19 protein-coding genes are annotated in these 20726 nt (G+C 69.1%); 6 read left to right on the forward strand and 13 right to left on the reverse strand.

The window, feature by feature from the left end; genetic code table 11:
* Window positions 1-28: 28 nt before the first annotated feature.
* Window positions 29-616, reverse strand: a complete 588-nt coding sequence (locus ACG2DA_RS14110; protein ID WP_395256424.1) for a hypothetical protein — start codon at window positions 614-616, stop codon at window positions 29-31.
* A 171-nt stretch (window positions 617-787) separates the two neighbouring features.
* On the opposite strand from ACG2DA_RS14110, the gene ACG2DA_RS14115 reads away from it, so the two are divergent.
* Window positions 788-1720: a DUF4349 domain-containing protein gene (locus ACG2DA_RS14115; RefSeq protein WP_395256425.1), complete on the forward strand. Its 933-nt coding sequence runs from the start codon at window positions 788-790 to the stop codon at window positions 1718-1720.
* 65 nt (window positions 1721-1785) lie between these two features.
* Here ACG2DA_RS14115 and ruvX read toward each other — a convergent pair whose 3' ends face one another.
* Entirely contained in the window at window positions 1786-2388 is a 603-nt protein-coding gene (gene ruvX / locus ACG2DA_RS14120) for a Holliday junction resolvase RuvX (protein ID WP_395256426.1), read from the reverse strand.
* Window positions 2385-3494 carry a mannose-1-phosphate guanylyltransferase gene (locus ACG2DA_RS14125; RefSeq protein ID WP_395256427.1) on the reverse strand — a complete coding sequence of 370 codons (1110 nt, stop codon included), beginning with the start codon at window positions 3492-3494 and terminating at the stop codon, window positions 2385-2387. The genes ruvX and ACG2DA_RS14125 overlap by 4 nt, the downstream gene beginning before the upstream one ends.
* Window positions 3495-3663: 169 nt before the next feature.
* Here ACG2DA_RS14125 and ACG2DA_RS14130 point away from each other — a divergent pair, with 169 nt between their 5' ends.
* The 3 genes from ACG2DA_RS14130 (at window position 3664) to clpB (ending at window position 7352) form a co-directional block, all read left to right on the forward strand.
* On the forward strand, window positions 3664-4149 hold the full coding sequence (locus ACG2DA_RS14130) for a putative toxin-antitoxin system toxin component, PIN family (protein ID WP_395256428.1): 486 nt from the start codon (window positions 3664-3666) through the stop codon (window positions 4147-4149).
* Window positions 4146-4451, forward strand: coding sequence for a hypothetical protein (locus tag ACG2DA_RS14135; protein WP_395256429.1), 306 nt, complete (start codon window positions 4146-4148; stop codon window positions 4449-4451). The genes ACG2DA_RS14130 and ACG2DA_RS14135 overlap by 4 nt, the downstream gene beginning before the upstream one ends.
* Before the next feature lie 264 nt (window positions 4452-4715).
* A complete protein-coding gene (gene clpB, locus ACG2DA_RS14140; protein WP_395256430.1) occupies window positions 4716-7352 on the forward strand; it encodes an ATP-dependent chaperone ClpB in 2637 nt (878 codons plus the stop codon).
* 75 nt (window positions 7353-7427) lie between these two features.
* Here clpB and ACG2DA_RS14145 read toward each other — a convergent pair whose 3' ends face one another.
* Both ACG2DA_RS14145 and ACG2DA_RS14150 read right to left on the reverse strand, forming a co-directional pair.
* Window positions 7428-8420, reverse strand: a complete 993-nt coding sequence (locus tag ACG2DA_RS14145; protein ID WP_395256431.1) for a glycosyltransferase — start codon at window positions 8418-8420, stop codon at window positions 7428-7430.
* On the reverse strand, window positions 8417-9565 hold the full coding sequence (locus ACG2DA_RS14150; protein WP_395256432.1) for a glycosyltransferase family 4 protein: 1149 nt from the start codon (window positions 9563-9565) through the stop codon (window positions 8417-8419). The genes ACG2DA_RS14145 and ACG2DA_RS14150 overlap by 4 nt, the downstream gene beginning before the upstream one ends.
* A 148-nt stretch (window positions 9566-9713) precedes the next feature.
* Between ACG2DA_RS14150 and ACG2DA_RS14155 the strand changes: the two genes are divergently transcribed.
* Window positions 9714-10712, forward strand: coding sequence for a GDP-mannose 4,6-dehydratase (locus ACG2DA_RS14155; protein ID WP_395256433.1), 999 nt, complete (start codon window positions 9714-9716; stop codon window positions 10710-10712).
* 21 nt (window positions 10713-10733) lie between these two features.
* Here ACG2DA_RS14155 and ACG2DA_RS14160 read toward each other — a convergent pair whose 3' ends face one another.
* From ACG2DA_RS14160 to ACG2DA_RS14190, 7 genes are all read right to left on the reverse strand, one after another.
* A complete protein-coding gene (locus ACG2DA_RS14160; protein WP_395256434.1) occupies window positions 10734-11600 on the reverse strand; it encodes a class I SAM-dependent methyltransferase in 867 nt (288 codons plus the stop codon).
* Between the two features lie 37 nt (window positions 11601-11637).
* Window positions 11638-12591: a glycosyltransferase family 2 protein gene (locus ACG2DA_RS14165; protein WP_395256435.1), complete on the reverse strand. Its 954-nt coding sequence runs from the start codon at window positions 12589-12591 to the stop codon at window positions 11638-11640.
* A complete protein-coding gene (locus ACG2DA_RS14170) occupies window positions 12588-13706 on the reverse strand; it encodes a hypothetical protein (protein WP_395256436.1) in 1119 nt (372 codons plus the stop codon). The genes ACG2DA_RS14165 and ACG2DA_RS14170 overlap by 4 nt, the downstream gene beginning before the upstream one ends.
* A 132-nt stretch (window positions 13707-13838) precedes the next feature.
* Window positions 13839-14447, reverse strand: a complete 609-nt coding sequence (locus ACG2DA_RS14175) for an FkbM family methyltransferase (protein ID WP_395256437.1) — start codon at window positions 14445-14447, stop codon at window positions 13839-13841.
* A gap of 179 nt (window positions 14448-14626) precedes the next feature.
* The gene (locus tag ACG2DA_RS14180; RefSeq protein ID WP_395256438.1) at window positions 14627-15979 is read right to left on the reverse strand and encodes an ABC transporter ATP-binding protein; all 1353 of its coding nucleotides are present in this window, start codon (window positions 15977-15979) and stop codon (window positions 14627-14629) included.
* A 102-nt stretch (window positions 15980-16081) separates the two neighbouring features.
* Window positions 16082-17194, reverse strand: a complete 1113-nt coding sequence (gene gmd / locus ACG2DA_RS14185; protein WP_395256439.1) for a GDP-mannose 4,6-dehydratase — start codon at window positions 17192-17194, stop codon at window positions 16082-16084.
* Between the two features lie 69 nt (window positions 17195-17263).
* Window positions 17264-18253 carry a GDP-L-fucose synthase family protein gene (locus tag ACG2DA_RS14190; RefSeq protein WP_395256442.1) on the reverse strand — a complete coding sequence of 330 codons (990 nt, stop codon included), beginning with the start codon at window positions 18251-18253 and terminating at the stop codon, window positions 17264-17266.
* A gap of 242 nt (window positions 18254-18495) precedes the next feature.
* On the opposite strand from ACG2DA_RS14190, the gene ACG2DA_RS14195 reads away from it, so the two are divergent.
* Window positions 18496-19413 (forward strand): hypothetical protein, encoded by a 918-nt coding sequence (locus tag ACG2DA_RS14195; protein WP_395256440.1) that lies wholly within the window; start codon window positions 18496-18498, stop codon window positions 19411-19413.
* 158 nt (window positions 19414-19571) lie between these two features.
* On the opposite strand, the gene ACG2DA_RS14200 is transcribed toward ACG2DA_RS14195, so the two are convergent.
* Window positions 19572-20726 (reverse strand): hypothetical protein (locus tag ACG2DA_RS14200; RefSeq protein ID WP_395256441.1); only part of this gene is annotated, 1155 nt, incomplete at its 5' end.

The following is a 20726-nucleotide window of genomic DNA, read 5'->3' on the forward strand; positions in this document are numbered from 1 at the left end:
TGACGGCGACGGCGAACCGGAGGACGCGTCAGCGGGCGTCGGCATCGGGCTGCACGGCGGGGTCGGGCGGGGCGGCGGTCTGTTCGGACAGCGTCTCGCGGGGGGACTCGTCCGCGGCCGGCGGCCCGTCGGGCAGGGCGTCCCGGTCGGCGTCGGTCGACTCGGTTTCGGCGGCCCGCTTCGCTGCTTCGTGCTCGGCCTGCACCTCTTTGCGGTGCCGTTCGATCTCCGCCCGGGCGGCAGCGTCGAACAGCTCGCCCTGCAGCGGGTCCTCCTCCAGGAAGGCCCGCTTGTACCAGCCGAGGCCCCACACGATCACCACCAACCCCAACAGCACCCCCGCGGTGACGAAGAACATGTACCACAGCGTTTCCGTCATCGCCCGCCGGCGGTCCCGGGCGTTGACCGGCTGAGCCGGGGCCGGGGGGGCTCCGAACGCCCCGCCGTCGACGGCCGTTTCGGCGTCGGCCGCCTCCACGGGCGCTTCGGCCGCGGCGTCCTGAGCGGCGGCCGGGCCCGTTCCCGCCAGGACCAACGCCGCCGTGAGACAGAGCATGATCGCCCCCGCGATCCACGGCCGGCGGAACGACGGCCGGCGGGGGGGAGCGGGGGACACGGCGACGCTTCACGTGACGGACGACGGAGACCGGCGACGAACCGGGCGGTTCGAATCATGCTACCGCCGGCCCCCGCCGCCTCAACCCGCCCCGGAGTCCGGCGCGGAACCGGGGAACTCCCCCGCCGCCCGCGGCGTCCGGCGGGTCCCCGTTCTTCCAAATCGAAGCCGATGTCCCGTTCGCCCCGCCTGCTGCTCACCGCGTCGCTGCTCTCCCTCCTGCCGGCCGTCGCCGGCTGCGGGGTCGAGGCGGACAGCGAGCGCTTCGCCGAGAGTAAAGTCGGCAGCCTGAACGTCCCCTCCGGCGCCGAGGCCCCGAGCGAAGCATGGGCGGACGAAGCCGCCGCGATCGCTGGGCAGCGAGGCGAAACGCAGAGCGGGGCGACCGATCCCGCCGCGGACGACGCCCGCCCGGCCGGGGTCCAACCGAAGATCATCTACACCGCGGACCTGACCGTGGTGGTGGACGACTTCGCCGCCGCCGAAACGGCGATCCCGGCGCTCGTGGAAAAGTTCGGCGGTTACATCGCCGGATCGAACGTGGACCGCTCCGTCGGCGACCGGCTGCGGGGGACGTGGACGGTGCGGGTGCCGGTGGCGAACTACAACGCCTTCCTCAGCGGGGCCGGCGGGCTGGGCGTGGTCGAGGAGCGGGACGAATCGGCCCGGGACGTGACCGCGGAGTTCGTCGACGTCGAGGCCCGCCTTGCCGGCCGGCGGGCGCTGGAAACGCGGTTGCTGGAACTGCTCGCCGAGCGCCCGGGCGAATTAAAGGACGTCCTCGAAATCGAACGCGAACTGGCCCGCGTGCGGGAGGAGATCGAAACCGCCGAGGGCCGGCTGCGCTACCTCTCGAATCAAACCGCCTTCAGCACGATCACGTTAAATGTGCGGGAGGAACGCGACTACGTCCCCCCGCGAGAGCCCGGATTCGGGGAGCGGATCGCGACCACGTGGGACAACTCGTTGGCCGCGTTGGCGTCGTTCGGCCGCGGGTTGGTGTTGTTCGTGGTCGCCGTGGCCCCGTTCGCCCTCGTGCTCGGCCTGCCGCTGGTCCTGCTGATCTGGGCGATCGCCCGCCGTGTGCGGCGGCGGACGGCGTGAGGAAAGCGGCGATCGCAGCGTCCCGGACCCTTGAAGGGTCCGGGACGCTCACCGCGCGACGCCCGTCACCACCCCTTCCGGCTGCGGCGCTGTTTGCGCATCTTGCGGCGGTCGCGGCCGCGGACCGGCTCGGAGACCGGGATCGCCAGCGAGGGGTCGGCGGCGGGGTCCATCTCGGTCCGCTCCACGCCGCGGCCCGCGGGGCGGCGGCTGTCGAGGTAGCTTTGCAGCAGGATCTGGGCGGCGAGCTTATCGCGGGCGCTTTTCGTGGCGTTCCGCCCCGTCACGCCGGCGGAGCGCATCAGGTCGTCCGCGGCGGCGCTGGTGCAGCGTTCGTCATGAAAGACGACCGGCAACTTCAACACCCCGCCGATCCACTTGCCGAAGGCCCGGGCGCCGGAACTGCTGCCGCTTTCTTCCCCACCGAAGTGCAGCGGCAGGCCGACGACCACCGCGACCGGGTCGTGCTCCCGCTTGACGGTTTTGAAGAACGCCGCGTCCGCCCCGGGGTCGGTGCGGACGTAGGTCTCCACCGCGGCGGCGTACTCCTGCCCGGTGTCGGACACGGCCACGCCGATCCGCACCTTGCCGTGGTCCAGCCCCAGCAGGCGGCCGTATGTCGGGTGCTCGGGCGCCTCCGCCGCGTCGGGATGGGAACTGTCGCTCACAGGTACTCCTCCAGACCTCGCTCTTTCAATTCGCCGATCAGCCGTTTGACGGCGTTTTCGTCCCCCCGCTTCGCCACCAGCGTGGCGTCCGCGGTGTGAACGATGATCAAGTCCTCCACGCCGAGGGCGCAGATGAGGTGTTCGCCGGTGGTGTCCCGGACGGTGCAGTTTTTGGACTCCAGCGAGACGAATTTCTTCGCGTCGCTGCTGTGCCCCTGTTCGTCCTCGCCCAGCAGGCGCCGCAGGGCGCCCCAGCTGCCGACGTCGTCCCAATCAAAGGGCGCCTCCAACACGCAGGCGGCGTCGGTGCGTTCCAAGACCGCGTTGTCGATGCTGACGCTGTCGCACTCCGGGAATTCGGTCTCGACCGTTTCCTCGTAGTGCGGCGTGCCGACGGTCCCGGCGATGTTGGACAGCCGTTTGCGGGTATTCGGCTCGTACTCCGCCAGGGCGTCGAGGATCGCCTCGGCCCGCCAGGTGAAGATGCCGCAGTTCCAATAGAAGTCGCCGCTGTCGATATATTCTTTCGCCGTCTCCGCGTCCGGCTTTTCGCGGAAGGAGGCGACGGAGAACGCCTTCTGCTCCTCAAAACCCGGCAGCGGCTGGCCCCGCTGGATATAACCGAAACCCTCCGACGGGAAGGTCGGCGGCACGCCGAACAGCACGAACCGCTCCGGGCCGTCCTTCACCACCGCCGCGGCGGTGGCGGCGGCCTGTTGGAAAACCTCCGGCGGGCCGATGACGTGGTCGGCCGGCAGCACGAGCATCGTCGCTTCGGGATCGGCCTTGAGCAGATGCACCGCCGCCAGCCCCACGCAGGGGGCGGTGTTGCGGGCGCAGGGCTCGACCAGCACGTTGCCCGCCGGGACCTCGGGCAGCTGCTTGCGGACCTCCTCCGCCTGCACGGCGTTGGTGACGACCCACACCCGCTCCGGGGCGATCGTGCCCTCGCCGCCGGCGCCGTCGGCGGCGTAGAGCCGATCGACGGTCTGGCGGAGCATCGTCTGCTCCCCGGCGATGGGCAAAAGCTGTTTGGGACTGGCGGTGCGGGACTGCGGCCAAAACCGAGTCCCGCTCCCGCCGGCCATGACGACGGCGTGCAACATGGGGACCGAAAAGGGAGGGGCGACGAAGGGCGGAGGATTCGCCCGACAGTCTATCCGGAGAGCGAAGAAGGACCTAGTCGCCGCCGCAGTTGACCCTCCTCTGCACTCGAGGGACACTGCCAAGGAACGATGTGGGGGCGGTCGGCCGGCGTTGCGAAGGTCGATGAACATGTCCGGCGAAGACATTGGAAACGACGTAGGGAGAGAACCCCTCCGCGCCGTGCTCGACACGAACGTGCTGGTCGCGGGATTACGATCCGCTCGCGGCGCTTCAGCGGCGGTGCTGCGGGGCGTCGTCGCCAAAACCGTTCGTCCGGTCGTGACCGCTGCGGTCGTTCTCGAATATGAAGAAATTCTGACCCGTCCGGGCCTCTGCCCGCTCCGGCCGGGAGATGCGGAACGATTTCTCGACGACTACTGCAACTACGCGGAGCGGAGGACCGTCTACTACCGCTGGCCCCCAAGTCTCAACGACCCCCGAGACGAGCATGTCCTGCACGCCGCGCTCGCTGCGGGCGGATGTCCGATCGTGACTCACAACGTGAAAGACTTCCTCGCTGCGAGACGCGCGGGCCTTACGGTTCTCACGCCGTCGGAGTTTCTGGATACACTGGCCGCCGACCCGTCCCCTCCCCCCGACGCGCCGTCGTCATGATTTCCGTCACCGTCGAACTGCCGGACGCGGTGCACGAGTTTTTGGCTCGAACTGCCGCCGATCGAGAAACGACCGTGGAGCGGCTGATCGCCGAGGCGGTCGGCGGGGAAGTCGACCTCGCCCGCTGGCAGGCGGAACGGGACGGGCTTGAGCGACGCGCCGCACGCGCCGAGGCCGGCGCGATGGCCGAGATCCTCGCTCGCGTCCCGGACGTTCCCGCAGAGCCGTACGATCGACTCGACGACCCGGAACCCTTCGATCGGGCGGCGTTCGAGGCGATGGTCGACGGGGCCTCAAAGTAGTCGCTCAATTCTGACGTTCGCAGCGGTGTGACGGCGCGAGGGGCGGCGGACGTGTACGAAACGTGACGGCGTTTCCGCGGCTCGCGAAAACGCGGCTGTGCGGGTCAGAAATCGACTTCTCAAACATTACATGGAAACGCCCGTTCATCGGTCGATCTCCCCTTCTCTCCACGCCGGCGGCGAATAGGATTCGGGGCTGTGCCAACGCTTATCCGCGGGGCGCGGCGTATCGCACCTTCGACTTCCGACATCGCACTTCCGCACATGGCTTTCCGCCCCGAACAACTCACTATCAAAGCCCGCGACGCCGTCGCCGACGCGCAGGAACGCGCCGGCGAGGCCGGGAATCCGCAGCTCACCCCGCTGCACCTCCTCAAATCGCTGTTGGAGGAGACCGGCGGGGTCGTCGATCCGCTGCTCAAACGGGTCGGCGTGAACCTGCCGCAACTGCACTCCACCGTCGACAGCGAACTGGCCCGCCTGCCGGCCCGCGCCGGCGGCCGGGCCGGGGAGCCGCCCGGGGCGGATACGGCCTTCATGAAGGTCCTCGACGCCGCCCGCAAACGGGCCGACGCGATGAAGGACCAGTTCACCTCCACCGAACACCTCCTGCTCGGTCTGCTGGACGCCGGCGAAACCGCCGGCCGGCTGCTGTCCATGGCGGGGGCGAACGAGAAGGACCTGCTGGAAGGGCTCAAAGCGGTCCGGGGCGGCCAAACCGTCACCAGCCAGAACCCGGAGGGCACCTATCAGGCCCTCGAACAGTACGGCCAGAACCTCGTGGACCTGGCCCGGCGGGGGAAGATCGACCCGGTCGTCGGCCGCGACGCGGAGATCCGCCGGGTCATTCAGGTGCTCTCCCGCCGCCGCAAAAACAATCCCTGCCTGATCGGCGAACCCGGCGTCGGCAAAACGGCGATCGCCGAGGGGCTCGCCATGCGGATCGTCGACGGCGACGTGCCGACGAACCTCAAGGAGAAGACCGTCGTCGCCCTCGATATGGGCGCGCTGGTGGCCGGGGCGAAGTTCCGCGGGGAGTTCGAGGAACGCCTCAAAGCGGTCCTCAAAGAGGTCACCGACAGCGACGGGCAGGTGATCCTGTTTATCGACGAGGCCCACCTGCTGCTCGGCAGCGGCAAGACGGAGGGGGCGATGGACGCCGCCAACCTGCTCAAGCCGGCCCTGGCCCGCGGCGACCTGCGGTGCATCGGCGCCACGACGCTGGACGAATACCGCAAATATATCGAGAAGGATCCGGCCCTCGAACGCCGCTTCCAGCCTGTGATGGTCGGCGAACCGAGCGTGGAGGACACGCTGAGCATCCTCCGCGGCATCGTCGACAAATATCAGACGCACCACGGCGTCAAGATCACCGACGCCGCCCTCCGGCAGGCGGCGGCGCTGAGCGACCGGTATATCAACGACCGCTTCCTGCCGGACAAGGCGATCGACCTGATCGACGAGGCCGCCAGCCGGCTGCGGATGGAGATCGACTCCATGCCCGCCGAGCTGGACGAGGCCAACCGCACGCTGGCCCGCCTGCGGGTCGAGGCGAAGGTGCTCGAACAGGAGGGCGCCGAGGAGAGCCGGGAACGGCTGGAGGAACTCAACCGCGAGATCGCCGACCGCGAGGAGTCCTTCAACGCCCTCAAGGCCCGCTGGGAGGCGGAGAAGGAAACCCTCAGCGGGCTCAAGCCGTTGCAGGAGGAGATCGATTCCCTCCGCACCGAGCGGGAGCGGGCCTTCACCGTCGCCCGGCAGACGAACGCCAACGAGGATTTTCAGAAAGCCTACGAGGCGGAGGTGAAGCTCAAGGCGGCCGAGGAGAAACTCAAGGAGTTGGAGACCCGCTTCACGGAGATCGCCCCGGAGGACCGGCTGCTGCGCGAGGAAGTGACCGGCGAGGACGTGGCGAAGGTCGTCAGCGCCTGGACCGGCGTGCCGGTAACCCGGATGCTGCAAACCGAGCGGGAAAAGCTGCTCAATATGGAGCAGCTTTTGAAGAGCCGGATGGTCGGCCAGGACGAGGCCGTCGCCGCCGTCGCGGACGCCGTCCGGCGGTCGCGCAGCGGCCTGGGCGACCCGCACCGGCCGGTGGGTTCCTTTCTGTTCCTCGGCCCCACCGGCGTGGGCAAAACGGAACTGTGCAAGGCGCTGGCCCAGTTCCTGTTCGACGACGAGCGGGCCCTCACCCGGCTCGATATGTCCGAATTTATGGAAAAACACTCCGTCGCCCGGATGATCGGCGCCCCCCCGGGGTACGTCGGCTACGAGGAGGGCGGCAAGCTGACCGAGGCCGTCCGCCGCAAGCCGTACAGCGTGATCCTGCTGGACGAGATCGAAAAGGCCCACCCGGACGTCCTCAACATCCTCTTGCAGGTGTTGGACGACGGCCGCCTGACCGACGGGCAGGGGCGGACGGTCGATTTTAGCAACGCGGTGATCGTGATGACCTCCAACATCGGCTCGGAGCGCATCCTGGAGATGTCCGACGCCGACGAACTGCCCTCGGAGGTGAAGAAGGAAGTCCTCGGCGTGCTGCGAAAAGTGTTGCGGCCGGAGTTCTTAAACCGAATCGACAGCGTGGTTGTGTTCAACCCGCTGACCCGGGCGGAGATCCGCCAGATCGTCGACCTCCAGCTGGACGGCCTGCGGAAGCGGGTCGAAGCCGAGGGCTACGAACTGGAGGTGACCGACGACGCCAAGCAGTTGCTCGCCAACGAGGGCTACGACCCGACGTTTGGCGCCCGGCCGCTGCGGCGGGTGATTCAGGACCGCCTGCAAAACGGCCTCGCCGAGGCCCTGCTGGACGGCCGGTTCGAGGAGGGCGCGACGATCTCCGTCGACGCCGCCCCGGACGGCTTCGTCTTCCGCGGGGCGGGGGCGGGTGCAGAGGAATAATTCGCCCGGGGTGGGGGCGTCCGGCCGCGATGCGCGGACGCCTTCCGTCCCGCCCGTTCGGCGCGGCGTTCGGCCTCAAGGATAAACGATTGTCCGGGCGAGCCAGCGGGGTCGGTCCGCGCCGAGGTCCTCGATGTAATACTGCGAACAGCGAAAATGGCCGCGACGCACCATCGGCCCCCTGCCTAGCCGATAGGTGAGCCGCTCCCGAAGCGGGCGTTTCGCCCTGGTGCGGGACGGCAGCGGCGGCAGGCCGGCGGCGGCGCGGGCCTCCTCGACGGCTTGGTAGCACTCTCTCACGTAGAGATTATCGCCCATCGAACTTCGCTGGCCCGGAAGTTGGCGAAAGCCCCCCAGCGGGCAGGCCGCCGTGGCCGGCGGGGTGTGGGCCGCGAACCGCTGCCAGAGATCGTGGTCCCCCCCGACCGTGAACCGCGGCCTTAAGGCGCCTGGGGGGGCGTCGGGCTCCTCGGCGGCCCGCTCCGCGGCGAGGGCGTCCCACAGCTCCCGCCGCCAGAACGTCGATTCCTGCTGCAGCATGCCCAATTGCGGAATTGCCCCCGGCAGGTGCAGGCCCTCCCGCAATGATTCCGTGCTAAACGACAGTCCCTTGCCGACCCACCCGCACTGTCCCCCCTTGGTCCAGGTAATCGGGTGGGCGGAGGTCAACCAGGCGACGCCCGGATGCTGCGTGAAGATCTGTGCGACCGTCCGCAGCGCCCAGGGACAGTACATGTCGTCGCTGTTCAGCCACGCCATGATCCCCCCGGAGGTGTGCTCGAATCCCTCGTTGACGGAGGCGTAGTGGCCGTCGTCCGGGGCGCTGCGCCAGTGGGCGAGGCGGTCGGCGTACTCCCTGACGATCTCCGCGGAGCCGTCCGTGCTTCCGCCGTCCATCACCACGTATTCCAACTCGAACTCCGTCCCCGCCCCCTGCTGGTTGAGGACGCTCTCCATCGTCGCCCGGAGGTAGGGGGCGTGGTTGAAGCAGGGGGTGACGATCGAGATCGTCGGCCGGCCCGGCGTCGGGGAATCGGCTGGATCGGCGGCGTCGGGAGCTGCGGTCATGAGCGTTCGGCGAGGACTCGGCGGTAAGCGGCGAGGGTCAGCTCGGCGGTGCGGTCCCAGGAGAACTCCTCGATCCGCTGCGCCCCCGCCGCCCGTAGTTCCGCCGCCCGGGCGGGATCGACGACGCGCGACAGCGCCGCACGGATCGCGTCCACGTCCTCCGGGGCGAACAACTCGGCGGCGTCGTCGACCACCTCGGGGATCGAGCCGGCCCGGGCGGCGGCGACCGGCGTGCCGCAGGCCATCGCCTCCAACGGGGGCAGGCCGAACCCCTCGTACAACGAGGGGTACACATATGCGCTCGCCCCGGCGTAGGCGGCGGCGACCTCCGGGGTGCTGAGCGAACCTAGCCCGCGGACGCGCCCGGCGAGGCCCAGTTCCTCCAGCAGGGTCGTCTCCTCCGCGTCGAACGGGGCGCCGACCGTCGCCAGGAGGAACTCGTCCCGCAACTCCCAGCGGGCGAACGCCTCAGCCAACCGCCGAAAGTTCTTGTAGTGCCACCGGCCCCCGACGAAGAGCAGGTAGGGCTCCCGCAGCCCGAGGCGCTCGCGGAGCCGCTCGGCTGCCTCGGCGGTGCCGTGGCGACGCCAGAAGTCGTTGTCGGCGGCCAACGGCGTGACGTCCACCCGCTCCGGCGGGACGTTGTAAAGTTCGCAGAGGTCGGTCTTGGTGGCTTCGGAGATCGCCAAGAACCGCATGGCCGCCAGGCAGCCGGCCCGCTTGCGTTTGAGGAACTCCCGGTCGCTCGCCCACGGATACAGATGGGGGAACTTCTCGTGGATCATGTCGTAGACCGTCACCACCGTCGGCGTGCGGGACAGCGGCAGCGGGGTGTAGTAGGTGGGATGAAACACCGCGCCGGGCGCGGCGTCGATCCGACGGGCCCAGCGGCGATTCTCCCAGGAGCGGCCCCATCGCTGCGCGCGTCCCGGCAGTCGCCAGAACCCCGGGAACTCGGTGAGCGGGAACCGGTGGAAGCGTGCCGTGCCAGTCGCCGGACCCTCGCTCTTCGGATACTTCCGCAGCAGGAGTCGGACCGGCTCCCCCGTGGCCGCCGCGATGCGGGGCAGCAGCTCGTCGAAGTAGCGGTTGATCCCGCCGGCGGCTTGATTACCGTAGACTTCCCCGTCGACGAACAATCGCACGTTCCCAGGGGCGGACGACGGCCGGCGGGGGGCACTTTGGGACGGGCTCATCCGGTCGGATCTACCCGATTTCTCCGCCTGCGGGAACCGGAGGAAACCGACGGCGTCCGCCCGCCGCCCCCGCCGTTCCAGTACTCCGTCAAAGCCGATGAAGCGCGCGTTAGTCACTGGAATTACGGGACAGGACGGCTCATACCTGGCCGAGTCGCTGTTGGCGGACGGGTACGTCGTGCACGGCCTGACGCGCGACCCGGCGGGGGCCAAGGCGGCGGCGCTCCAGGACCTCCCGGGCGTCCGGCCGCACGCGGACCGGCTCTCGCTGCACGCCCTCGACACCACCGACGGCGCCGCCGTCGCCCGCCTGGTGGCGGAGGTCGCCCCGGAACAGATCTATAACCTCGCCGCCCAAAGTCACATCGGCGAGTCGTTTAAAAGCCCGGCCGGCACCGTGGCGGCGAACGCCCTCGCCGTCGCCAACCTGCTCGAAGCGGCCCGGACCCTGTCGGACCGGCAGGAAGTGCGGTTTTATCAAGCGTCCTCCTCGGAGTTGTTCGGCTCCCCGGACGAGGTTCCGCAGACGGAACGGACCCCGCTGCGGCCCCAGAACCCTTACGCCTCCGCCAAGACCTGCGCCTACCACCTCGTGCGGAACTACCGTGACGGCTACGGACTGTTCGCCTGCAACGGTATCCTGTTCAACCACGAGAGTCCCCGCCGCCCCCCGAACTACGTCACCCGCAAGGTGACCTTAGCCGCCGCCCGCATCGCGGCAGGGTTGCAGGACGCCGTCACGCTGGGCTGGCTGGGCGCCGCCCGCGATTGGGGCTTCGCAAAAGAATATGTGGAGGCGATGCGTTTGATGTTGTCCGCGGAGACGCCGGACGACTTCGTGATCGCCACCGGCGTGACCCACACAATCGAGGACCTGCTCGCCGCGGCCTTCGATCATGTCGGGCTGGATTGGCACGGGTACGTCAGAACCGACCCGGCGTTCGAGCGCCCGACCGAGGTGAAGAACCTCTGCGGCGATCCGTCCAAGGTGGAACGGGTGCTCGGCTGGCGCGCGGAGACCACGTTCGAGGAACTGGTCGGTTTGATGGTCGACGCCGACGTGAAGCGGGTCGCCGCGGAGCGGGCCGCGTCCTGAACGGCCGAACGGCCGCCGGCGTCAGGAGGCCGCGCCGTCTTCGTTGTCGTTCAAGCGTCTGCGCGCCCGCTCAAAGTCCTGCTGAAGTAGACTCTCCCGGGCGTTCTCCGGCCGTCCGCTCGCAGGCGCGGGGGCTTGGAGCCAGCGGGCGAGCGTCCGCGCCGCCCGCTGAGGGACCGATGCCGTCGAGGCCGCCGCGAACGGGTCGCGGGGCAGCGGATCGCGGGAGATGACGTGCAGGGTTCTGCCGTCGGTATAGAGCCGGCCGCCGAGCTTCTCCGCGATATATTCCAGCGATCTCCGGTTATAGAGCGAAACGTGCTGTCCGGTCTCCGGCAGAAAGTACCACCAGTCGTCCGGCGAGGTCGGCTCGAACGGCTCGGGCTGCAGTTCCGTCGACCCGACGAGCAGGCCCGTGCGTGCGAACAGACCTTCCAAAACCGGCAGGGGATCGGGGAGGTGCTCCAGCACTTCGAACAGCGTGATCGCGTCGAACCGGTCGCGGGCGTTTTCAGGCAGATCCGCGACTTCGAACCCGACGGCGAAGAGGTTGTCGCAGTAGGCGTCTTCCAGATAGAAGTCGAAGCCTCGGTCCCGCATCAGCCGCACGAATAGACCGTATCCGCCGCCGAAGTCGAGACAGCGACCGACGTCCGGAGCGACGCGCAGCAGCATCCGCTCCACGACGTCGGCGTACTGGTAATTGCGGGACGCGTATCCCAGGTCCAGGCTGGTGATGGCCGAGGCGTACGCCCGATCCAGCCAGTGCGGCGTTTCGGTATGAATGAACCCGGTGTCCGCGCAGCGGTAGTAATCGACCGGAATCGATCCGAGGACCGTGGTCGAAAACAGCTTGCGACTGGGGCGGCCCGTGAGCGGACTGTTCATCGTGGATTCGTGCAGATGCGGGACGGGACGAGCGTCGTTAAGCGATCGGCGGCGCGAGGCGTCGCCAGGCGGCGCGCGTCCGTCGCACCGCCCCGCGGACGAGTCCGGCGCCCGAATCGCTCGGCGGCTGCGACGACGAGTGGGCGTATTGTTCACGCGCCGTGAACTCGTCTGCGGCGACGTCGGGGATGACGAACCGGGGGGGCGTCAGGGCGCCGACCTTGGCCGTCGGAAGCGCCTCAAACGGGGAGGCCTCGCCCTGCGTGTGGGTGGCGTCGGCGCCGAACCCGATATTGCTGACTAAATTCACGTTGGGCAGGGCCGTCAGGCCGCCTTGCATCCAAACGGAAAGGACCAGTGAATAATCCCACGTGTCGAGTTCGCCCCGGTAAATCCGGTCGAAGTTGGCGCTCCAGTACGCCCGCTCCGCCGGGTCCGGACAGGCCGCAGCGAGCAGGCCGCGATCCCGAATCTCGGGCCAATAGGGGATATTAAGTTCGTAGTGCCGCCACGTCCGCCGCCACGTCGCCCACCCCCAGATGTGCGGGTACTTACTGAAATAATACCCGGCGCCCGGCTCTCCGCGTTCTACGCCGTTCTGAAAATTGTCTCCGCTGACGCACATCACTCGCTCGTCGTCGCGGTAGCGCTCCAGCAGAGCCGTGCAGTAATTGAAAAATGAAGGGTGCGGCAGGCAATCGTCCTCGAGGATGATCGCCTCCTCCACCTGTTCGAACACGCCTGTGATGCCGCTGCTCACGCGTTTCCCGCAGCCGAGATTCACCTCGCTGTAGTCCCGGACGACGTGGCAGGGCCAATCGATCGACTCGGTCGCGGCCCGGGCGGCGGCGACGCGTTCGGCCTCGCCCGGGCGGTTCGGCCGCGGGCCGTCGGCGACTACGAACAGCCGCTCCGGCCGAGCCTGTCGGATCCGCTCGAAGACTCGGGCGGTCACCTCCGGCCGATTGAAGATCAGGAAGGCGACGTTCATACAGGAGCCTGCTCTTCGCGGTCGGCGTGCGCCTTCTCCGACCCGGAGAGGCGTTGACCCAAGCGTTTCGTGAGGCGACCGACCCGCAGCCCCTGATGGCGCAGCGAATGTTTCAGAACGTGCGCCCGCTGTCGCCACCGGATCGCCGCCGGCGGGGGAACGGAGCCGACCGTGGCGAGATCAGCCCCCGCCGCCGGGACGGTGCGGCCTTTCTCCACATGGCGCAACACCGTCGCGAACACGCCCAGCGGCACCCAGCTGAGGTTGAGGGTCGCAAACCGCACCTCCTCCCCCGCCGCCGCCGTGCCGGACGGTTCGGCCAATCGCCCGAGACAACGCCCCCCCTCCGCGAGGACCACCCGCTTGACGGACTTCCCGCCGTACCAGCCCCCGCCCGAGAGCCGTTCGGTTTCGAATCCGTGATCGAGACAGATCACGTCGTCGAAACAGACCGCGGCGCCGTCCGGTCCGGACCGGGGGCGTCCGATGTGCACGGAGTTCAATTTTGCGGCCTCCTTGTAGCGGACGTACGCTCGCATCTCGGTGAACGCGAACGTGGGATTCTTCGTCTCGAACTCCGCCCGCTGCGCTTCGAGAAACTCCACGTCTTTAAACTGGGCCACGATCGATTCCAGATACCCGCGCAGCACGTCCAGAGAGCCGACGAAGCCGTTGAGGCAGCCCCCGTTGCACTGCTCCGTGCAGTCGAAACGACCCAGGTCCGCCTCGTACGGACGGAGCGGCTCCAGGATCATGGTGTCCGAATCGAAATGCCAGAATCCCTCGGGCGCACGCGCGGTCGCGTACTGGTAGGTATAAAACCACCGTTCAAACACGAACCGCACCCAGTCCCGGCCCTCCACGACGTTTCCGTGACGGGAGCCCTGAACCAACCGATAGTGCCGCCGGAACTCCTCGTGCAGCGGGCTGACCGGGAGTTCTTCCATCATTTGATGTTCCGCTCCCGCGGATCGGACGAGGGAGCGGTTGGCGGCGTCGCCCAGGACCGTCACCGGCCGGTCCGGATCGGCCTTTCGGACGCAGCCCAGCGTATAGGCCAGATACGGCGTCGCTCCGAAATGGCAGAAGACGAGCGGCGGGGGGGCGTAGGACATAACAAGTTCAGCGGCGGCGAGACGACGGGGCGACGACGTTCGCAACCGTTTATTTTAATTTGAACGGCATCGTAGAGGTTCGCTGCGTCGGCTCCTACTTCAAGTCCGACCGCCGCCGGGGCGGCGTTCGGCTTAGACTCCCGAACGCTCCTGCTCCTGGAAAAAGCAATTCTTGGCGGTCCGCGTCGTCGCGGCGTAGCCGAACGAGCGCATCAGCCGAACCACCTCGGACGATTCAACCTCTTCGAGCCACTTCTCAGCGACCTCCGCCACCACGATCCGCGGGCGGTAGCGGGACCAGTCGTTCGACTTCAGCACTTCCGCATCGAGTCCTTCCACGTCGACGGACAGGAAGTCGATTTGCCGTTCCGGACCGACGTGTTCGTCCAACAGGTCCCGCAGGGGCACGACCGGCACGGAACGCGTCTCCAACAGCGTGAAGTCCGTCGTCTCGTCACGCTCCGCGGACAGCGCCGGGTCGAAGCCGTTCAGGGCCGGCTCGTCGAACAGATGGTACGTCAGCTCGCCGCGCTCCGCGGCGACGCCGACTTCCAAATTGACGTCCTCCGGCCGCTCGCGACGGAAGAGGTCCATGCTCCCCGGGAGCGGATCGATGTTCACGCCCCGCCAGCCGTGGTCGTAGAAGATCTTCGTGTTGGAGAATCGCACCGGGTGGTGCGCCCCCACGTCCACGTACAGCCCCGTGGCCGGGAAGTGAGGTCCGAACATATGCCAGAGCAACAGATCTTCCGCGTCCTGGGCGTAGGAAAGCCGGGCGTGCGCGGGGACGCCCGGCGACGCGGACGCGGAGGGGCGAACCGCCCGCCTGATCCTGCCGACGAGGGAGCGGACTGACGGCATACGGCGGCGGGACGATCCAGGTTTGGCTTTGGAATCGGCGTTCGCGTTGAGGAGCGAAGTCATCCGGTCGCTGCGGTCGTGAGGGCGTTCTCGCCTCTCGCGGCGTCGCGGAGTTCTTTGTGCTCCCATCGACCGTCGAGCATGAATTGCGCCTTCGGAAAACCGACTCTCCCGGTTCCGTAGAAATCCCCTGATTCCACCTCGAAATATCCTAGGCCGGCCTGCGGCCAGTCCAGCTCTTCCCCGCGCTGAAGCAGACGCGCTCCTAAGCGATAGCGCCCGTGCGGCAGAGGGAAGCGGTCGATCCTGCAACGAAACACGCCGGAGGAGCCCGCCGCAAACGTCGTCCCGCAGTACGACGAATAAAGCACGCAGAGCGTGTCGTCCATTTCGTCATGAATCGAGAAGCCGACGTCGACCGGGATCTCGCGATCAGAGAACTGGGAACGCGCCGCGGAATTTTCGCCGCTTTTATACGTGAGGCAGAGGACGGCGGAGTCCCCGCAGGAAACGGTGCGGAGGATGCGGCCGTCGAGGTCTTCGAAGTGAAATCCCTGAAGTCGGAGCGCTCCGTTGCCGGATCGGGGGCCAGGAAGGACGCCGTTGGCTTGTCGTGACGCTGACTGCCCGGCGAGGTACTGGGTGATGACGGACCCGACCGCTCCCTCCGTAGCGACCCGTCCGGCGGAGAGCAGTATTCCGCGATGACAGAGATTGCGTACGGCAGCCATGTTGTGACTGACGAACAGCACCGTGCGGCCCTCGCCGGCCACGTCTTTCATTTTCCCGAGGCATTTCTTCTGAAACTCGGCGTCGCCGACGGCGAGCACCTCGTCCACGATGAGGACCTCCGGATCCAGATGGGCCGCCACCGCGAAGCCCAGGCGGACCGTCATGCCGCTGCTATAGCGTTTGACCGGGGTGTCGAGGAATTTCTCGATCCCGCTGAACGCGACGATCTCGTCCAGCTTGGCGTTGACCTCCCGCTTCGTCATGCCCAGCAGCGTGGCGTTCATATAAACGTTTTCCCGGCCGGTCAGTTCCGGGTGGAAGCCGGTGCCGACCTCCAGCAGGCTGCCGACGCGGCCGTTCACCTCCACCACGCCCTCCGTCGGGGCCGTGACGCGGGACAGCACCTTGAGCAGCGTGCTCTTTCCGGCCCCGTTGCGACCGATGACGCCGACGACCTCGCCCGGCTGCACCTCGAAGTTCACGTCCCGCAACGCCCAGAAGCTGCCGGTCTTCGGAGCTTCGCCCGGTTCGGCGTCCACCGTCGACTCCTCCGGCGGCAGGCCGCGCAGCCGGCGCGACCAGCGATTCGCGATGCCGCTGAGACTGCCGGCGTGCGTCAGTCCCAGCGCATAACGCTTCCCCAGTCCGGAGACTCGCAGCGCGGGCGTCGTCGTTGACACGGATGGAGAGACGGGCGAGAGGGACGGACGAACCGCGACGGCCGACCGACCGGATCGGCCGGGGAGGGGCTGGGAGTGGTACGGGCGGGAAAACCGCGGTCCTCAGGCGGCGCGGGCGACGTCGGGCTTGCCGGCGGCGGCGACCGCGGCGACGGCGGCGGGGCCGGTCGCGGGGGCGTGGGCGTGGGCGCCGGTGGAGACCTCGTAGTCGCCCGCGTGCTTTTCGCGGCGGGCCAGATCCAGGTCGTGCTCCACCATCAACTGGGCCAAGCCCTTGAGGTCGGTCTTCGCCTCCCAGCCGAGCTCCCGCTTCGCCTTGGAGGGGTCGCCCAGCAGCAGGTCGACCTCGGCGGGGCGGAAGTAGCGGGGATCGGTCTCGACGAAGTCCTTCCAGTCCAGCCCGACCGCTCCGAAGGACAGTTCCAGGAAGTGCTGCACCGTCTCCGTCACGCCGGTGGCGAGGACGTAGTCGTCCGGCTTGTCCGTCTGGAGCATCCGCCACATGCCCTCGACGTATTCTTTGGCGTAGCCCCAGTCCCGCTTGCTGTCGCAGTTGCCCATGTAGAGCTTCTTCTGGAGCCCCTCGGCGATGCGGGTGGCGCCGCGGGTGATCTTGCGGGTGACGAAGGTCTCGCCGCGGCGGGGGGATTCGTGGTTGAACAGGATCCCGTTGACGGCGAACAGGCCGTAGCTGTCCCGGTAGTTCACCGTGTGGTGGAACGCCGCCACCTTGGCGCAGGCGTAGGGGCTGCGGGGGTAGAAGGGGGTGGTCTCCTTCTGCGGCGTCTCGTAGACCTTGCCGAACATTTCGCTGCTGCTGGCCTGGTAGACCCGCACCGGCTTCTTGTCGTTCAGGCGGCGGGCGGCCTCCAGCACCCGCAGGGCCCCGCCGGCGACCACGTCGTTGGTGTAGATCGGCGAGTCGAAGCTGACCCGCACGTGGCTCTGGGCGCCGAGGTTGTAGACCTCGTCCGGCTCCACCGCGAGCATCAGGTCGACCAGCCCCTGCCCGTCGGCGAGGTCGCCGTAGTGCAGCGTGAGGCGGGGACCGGTCTCGGCGTCGTGCCGGTCCTGGTACAGGTGCTCGATGCGGGCGGTGTTGAAGCTGCTGGCCCGGCGGATCACGCCGTGCACGTCGTAGCCTTTTTCCAGCAGCAGTTCGGCGAGGTAACTGCCGTCCTGGCCGGTGATGCCGGTGACGAGGGCCTTCTTCATGGCTGCGTTCTGTCGAGGTGAAGCGCTAGAGGTGGAAATCTAAAGCGGCGAGCCGGGGGCGGGCCGGCGTCAGGCCGGGCGGTGCGCGCGGTACCAGTCGGCGGTCTCGGCGAGGCCGGCGCGGAAGTCGGTGGCGGCCTCCCAGCCGAACCGCTCCTTCGCCCGGGTCGTGTCCAGGCAGCGACGCGGCTGGCCGTCCGGTTTCGTTTCGTCCCAGACGATCTCGCCGGAGAAGCCGACGACCTCGGCGATCAGCCCGGCGAGGTCGCGGATCGTGATCTCCCGGCCGCTGCCGAGGTTCACCGGATCGCCGCCCAGTTCGCCCTCGCCGCCGGTCGGCTGGTAGCGTTCGGTCGCGGCGAGAATGCCGTCGGCGGCGTCGCGGACGAACAGGAACTCGCGGCTGGCCCGGCCGCTGCCCCAGGCCGTCACCCGGTCCTCGCCGCGGTCGACGGCTTCCACCATCTTCCGGATCAGCGCCGGGATCACGTGGCTGGTCCGCAGGTCGAAGTTGTCGTGCGGCCCGTACAGGTTCACCGGCAGCAGGCTGATCGCCGGCAGCCCGTACTGGCGGCGGTAGGCGTCGGCCCCGACGTACAGGCTCTTCTTCGCCACCCCGTAGGGGGCGTTGGTGACCTCCGGGTAGCCGTTCCAGAGGTCGTCCTCTTGGAACGGCACCGGGGTGAGGTTCGGGTAGGAGCAGATCGTGCCCACCTGCACGAACTTCGCCGCCTCCGCCTTGCGGGCCTCCTCCAGGAGGTTCAGGCCCATCATCGCGTTGGCGTACCAGTAGCGGCCGGGGTTCTCCCGGTTGGCGCCGATGCCCCCGACCTCCGCGGCCAGGTGCAGGATCACCTCCGGGGCGTGGTCGGCGAACAGCCGGCGGACGTCGGCCTGCTCCGTGAGGTCGTACTCCTTCGACCGCGGGACGATCAGCGCCGCGGGCTCCCGCTTCTCGATCAGGTCGCACAGGTGCCGGCCGAGGAACCCCGCCCCGCCCGTCACGAGCACGCGACGGCCCGACAGGGAGAACGAGTCGCGCGACGACGGGTCGTTCAACGACGACGAGTCGTTCGCCGGGGCGTCGGGGACAGTCACGGGAGGCCGATTGCGCAAGGTGTGCCGAATGGGCCGGCACTCTAGGCGAACGGATGGAACGCAGGAAGCTCGGTTTCTCGGCGCCCGGTCCGCCGTCCCCCGGGAGCCCGCGGGGGCGGGGGTCGGTCGCTTGATCGGCGGAGGCGGCGGAGCGAACTTTGGTCGGTCGGTCGCGGTCCGGGGAGTCAGTCCGTGAGAGTCGAATGATGGCCAAATCGCGCCCCGCCAACCCGCCGATCCTGCTGGCGTGCGGGGCGATTCTGGCGCTGCTGGCGGTCGGCGTGTGGGGGTTCTGGGTTATTCTGACCGAGGATTGGGCTCGAACCGAACCGTGGCGGGCGTGGCTGTCGCTGACGGGGGAGGTCTGCGGCCTGTTGGGCCTGCTGGCCTTCGCGTGGCGGCACGGGATCCGGGGCGTGCCGGTCGGCGGCGGGCGGTTCGCGGAGACCGGCGGCCGGGCGCTGTTCTGGGCCGGGGCGGTCGCGCTCGTCGGCGGGTTGTTGGGCGATCTGGCGGTGACCGGCTCGACGTTGCTGGAGGAACGCCGGGCCCACGCCCGGGCGCTGCCCGCGGAGGCGGACGCCGTCGTCACCCGCACCGGGGGGATCAGCGGCGTCGTGTACTACCGCTTCCGCGTCGCCTTCGAGGACGCCGCCGGCGTCGGGCGCACCGGCCTGCTGGACGCCGTGTACCGCCCCCGGCCGACGAACAATCACCCGGCCGGCTTCGACCCGCGGCTCCCGGCGGTCCCCGGGGCGCCGGACCCCGGGCCGATCCTGCGGGCCGCCGGCGAGCGGGCGGTGGGGACGCGGTTCCGGCTGCCGGTGCGGTACGACCCGCAGCGGCCGGCCCGCGTGTGGGTCGCGGGGGAGGGGTGGAACCGCGGCAACGGCGGGCACCACGTGTTCCTGATCGTCCACCTGTTCCAGTCAATCGCCGTGTTCGGCGCCGTGGCGGCCCTGTGGAACGCCGCGGCGGCGCTGGACGCCCGGGCGACGCAGCCGTGGACCTCCCCGTGGTCCCCCGCCGCGGTCGCCGCCGTGCTGCCGGCGCTCCCGCTGGCGATGGAGGCGTTCATCCTCGCCCTGTTCGGCGTGCTCTGGCGGCTCCGGGGGTTCTAACTCGGATGCCCGATCCCCCGTAGCGGCCATACCAGCCCGGAGCGCAAGCTCCGGCGGTGAGTCGTTCCGGCCGGCGGCTGCGCCGACGGCCGATGCTTGCGCATCGGGCTGGTAAAAGCCGCCCTGCGCTCACAGTCCCCCCAACAGATAGCCGCGCCTCACTTCACCAGCGTCGGCCGGGGCCGGAGGCGCTCCTCGAGGATGCGGCGCAGCTCCGCCTCGTAGACCGCCGGGTTGCCGGAGGTGCGGGGGCTGGAGCCGGAGGCGTCCGCGGTGCGGGCCAGGCGGGCCAGGCGGTCGGCGTAGTCGTGGTCGGCCCCCAGCCCCATGCCGACCGGGATCGTCTGACCCCGGCTCCGCCAGTTGTGGGCGTGCATCAGCGGGGCGTTCAGCCAGGTGGCGCCGGGGGCGTCGAACTCCGCCTCGTCCTCGAGCGGCAGGTCGGCGCGGTAGGAGGCGACCTCGCTCTCCGGGGTCGTCCAGGCGTTGGGGATGCCGTCGGAGACGATCACGATCATCTTCTTGGCGAACCACCGGCCGCGGCCGCCCTCGGAGGCCGGGGCGAGGTGCGCCTGGGCCAGCAGCACCGCGGGGTCCAGCGCCGTGGTGGCGCCGACGTCCCCCGCGGCCTGCAACTTGGAGACGGCCTGCATCGCGCCCTCGTAGTCCGCAGATAGTTCGAAGGCGATCTCCGGTTCGTGGTACGGGCCGAGGCCGTCGAAGGTCACCACGCTGACCCAGTCCCGCACCTCCTCCCGGCCGGAGCCGTTCAGTTCGTACACCGTGTCCAGGCCGGCGATCAGGCCGCGCCGCAGGGCGTGCATCGGCTGGGTGCGGGGGGGGAACTCGAACGTCCGGCCGGCGACGTTCTCCCGCCGCAGCCGTGCGAACGGGCTGGCGAGCGACAGCGGCGTCTTGCCGGGTAGCAGCGGGTTGGCGTTCTCGTGGTTGCCGAACGTGGGGCTGCGGTCGCGGCCGAAGTCCTGCAGGAACTGGGCGTAGGTGAGAAACCCGAGGCGGTTCCGCAGCGCCCGCGCCGGCCCGCCGCTCGCCCCCGGGAACGACCAGGAGTTCGGGTTGTTCATCCCGATGATGCGGTCGCCGTCCTGGTCGGGGGGCAGCCAGCCGCTCCGCATGATCGAGCCCCGCCGCGGGACGCCGGGCAGGGCGCCGGGGCCGGCCGCGGTCGCACGGGCCAGCGCCAGCGCCGTTCGGGTCGAATCGAGGCCGGCCAGCCGCTCCGCGGCGACCCGCGGGGGGGCGAGGCGGGCGGCGGCGTACGCCTTCAGGGCGGCGAGACCGGCCGGCTCGGC

Origin of the sequence: Alienimonas sp. DA493 (assembly GCF_043951915.1) — a bacterium.
In the GTDB taxonomy this organism is placed as follows: Bacteria; Planctomycetota; Planctomycetia; order Planctomycetales; family Planctomycetaceae; genus Alienimonas.

Excerpts from the sequence above, each read along its gene's own strand:
- gmd (WP_395256439.1), bottom strand. The coding sequence starts at position 17,194 with ATGAAGAAGGCCCTCGTCACCGGCATCACCGGCCAGGACGGCAGTTAC.
- ACG2DA_RS14125 (WP_395256427.1), bottom strand. The coding sequence starts at position 3,494 with ATGTTGCACGCCGTCGTCATGGCCGGCGGGAGCGGGACTCGGTTTTGG.
- ACG2DA_RS14160 (WP_395256434.1), bottom strand. The coding sequence starts at position 11,600 with ATGAACAGTCCGCTCACGGGCCGCCCCAGTCGCAAGCTGTTTTCGACC.
- ACG2DA_RS14135 (WP_395256429.1), top strand. The coding sequence starts at position 4,146 with ATGATTTCCGTCACCGTCGAACTGCCGGACGCGGTGCACGAGTTTTTG.
- ACG2DA_RS14170 (WP_395256436.1), bottom strand. The coding sequence starts at position 13,706 with ATGTCCTACGCCCCCCCGCCGCTCGTCTTCTGCCATTTCGGAGCGACG.
- ACG2DA_RS14130 (WP_395256428.1), top strand. The coding sequence starts at position 3,664 with ATGTCCGGCGAAGACATTGGAAACGACGTAGGGAGAGAACCCCTCCGC.
- ACG2DA_RS14155 (WP_395256433.1), top strand. The coding sequence starts at position 9,714 with ATGAAGCGCGCGTTAGTCACTGGAATTACGGGACAGGACGGCTCATAC.
- ACG2DA_RS14115 (WP_395256425.1), top strand. The coding sequence starts at position 788 with ATGTCCCGTTCGCCCCGCCTGCTGCTCACCGCGTCGCTGCTCTCCCTC.
- ACG2DA_RS14195 (WP_395256440.1), top strand. The coding sequence starts at position 18,496 with ATGATGGCCAAATCGCGCCCCGCCAACCCGCCGATCCTGCTGGCGTGC.
- ACG2DA_RS14145 (WP_395256431.1), bottom strand. The coding sequence starts at position 8,420 with ATGACCGCAGCTCCCGACGCCGCCGATCCAGCCGATTCCCCGACGCCG.
- clpB (WP_395256430.1), top strand. The coding sequence starts at position 4,716 with ATGGCTTTCCGCCCCGAACAACTCACTATCAAAGCCCGCGACGCCGTC.
- ACG2DA_RS14165 (WP_395256435.1), bottom strand. The coding sequence starts at position 12,591 with ATGAACGTCGCCTTCCTGATCTTCAATCGGCCGGAGGTGACCGCCCGA.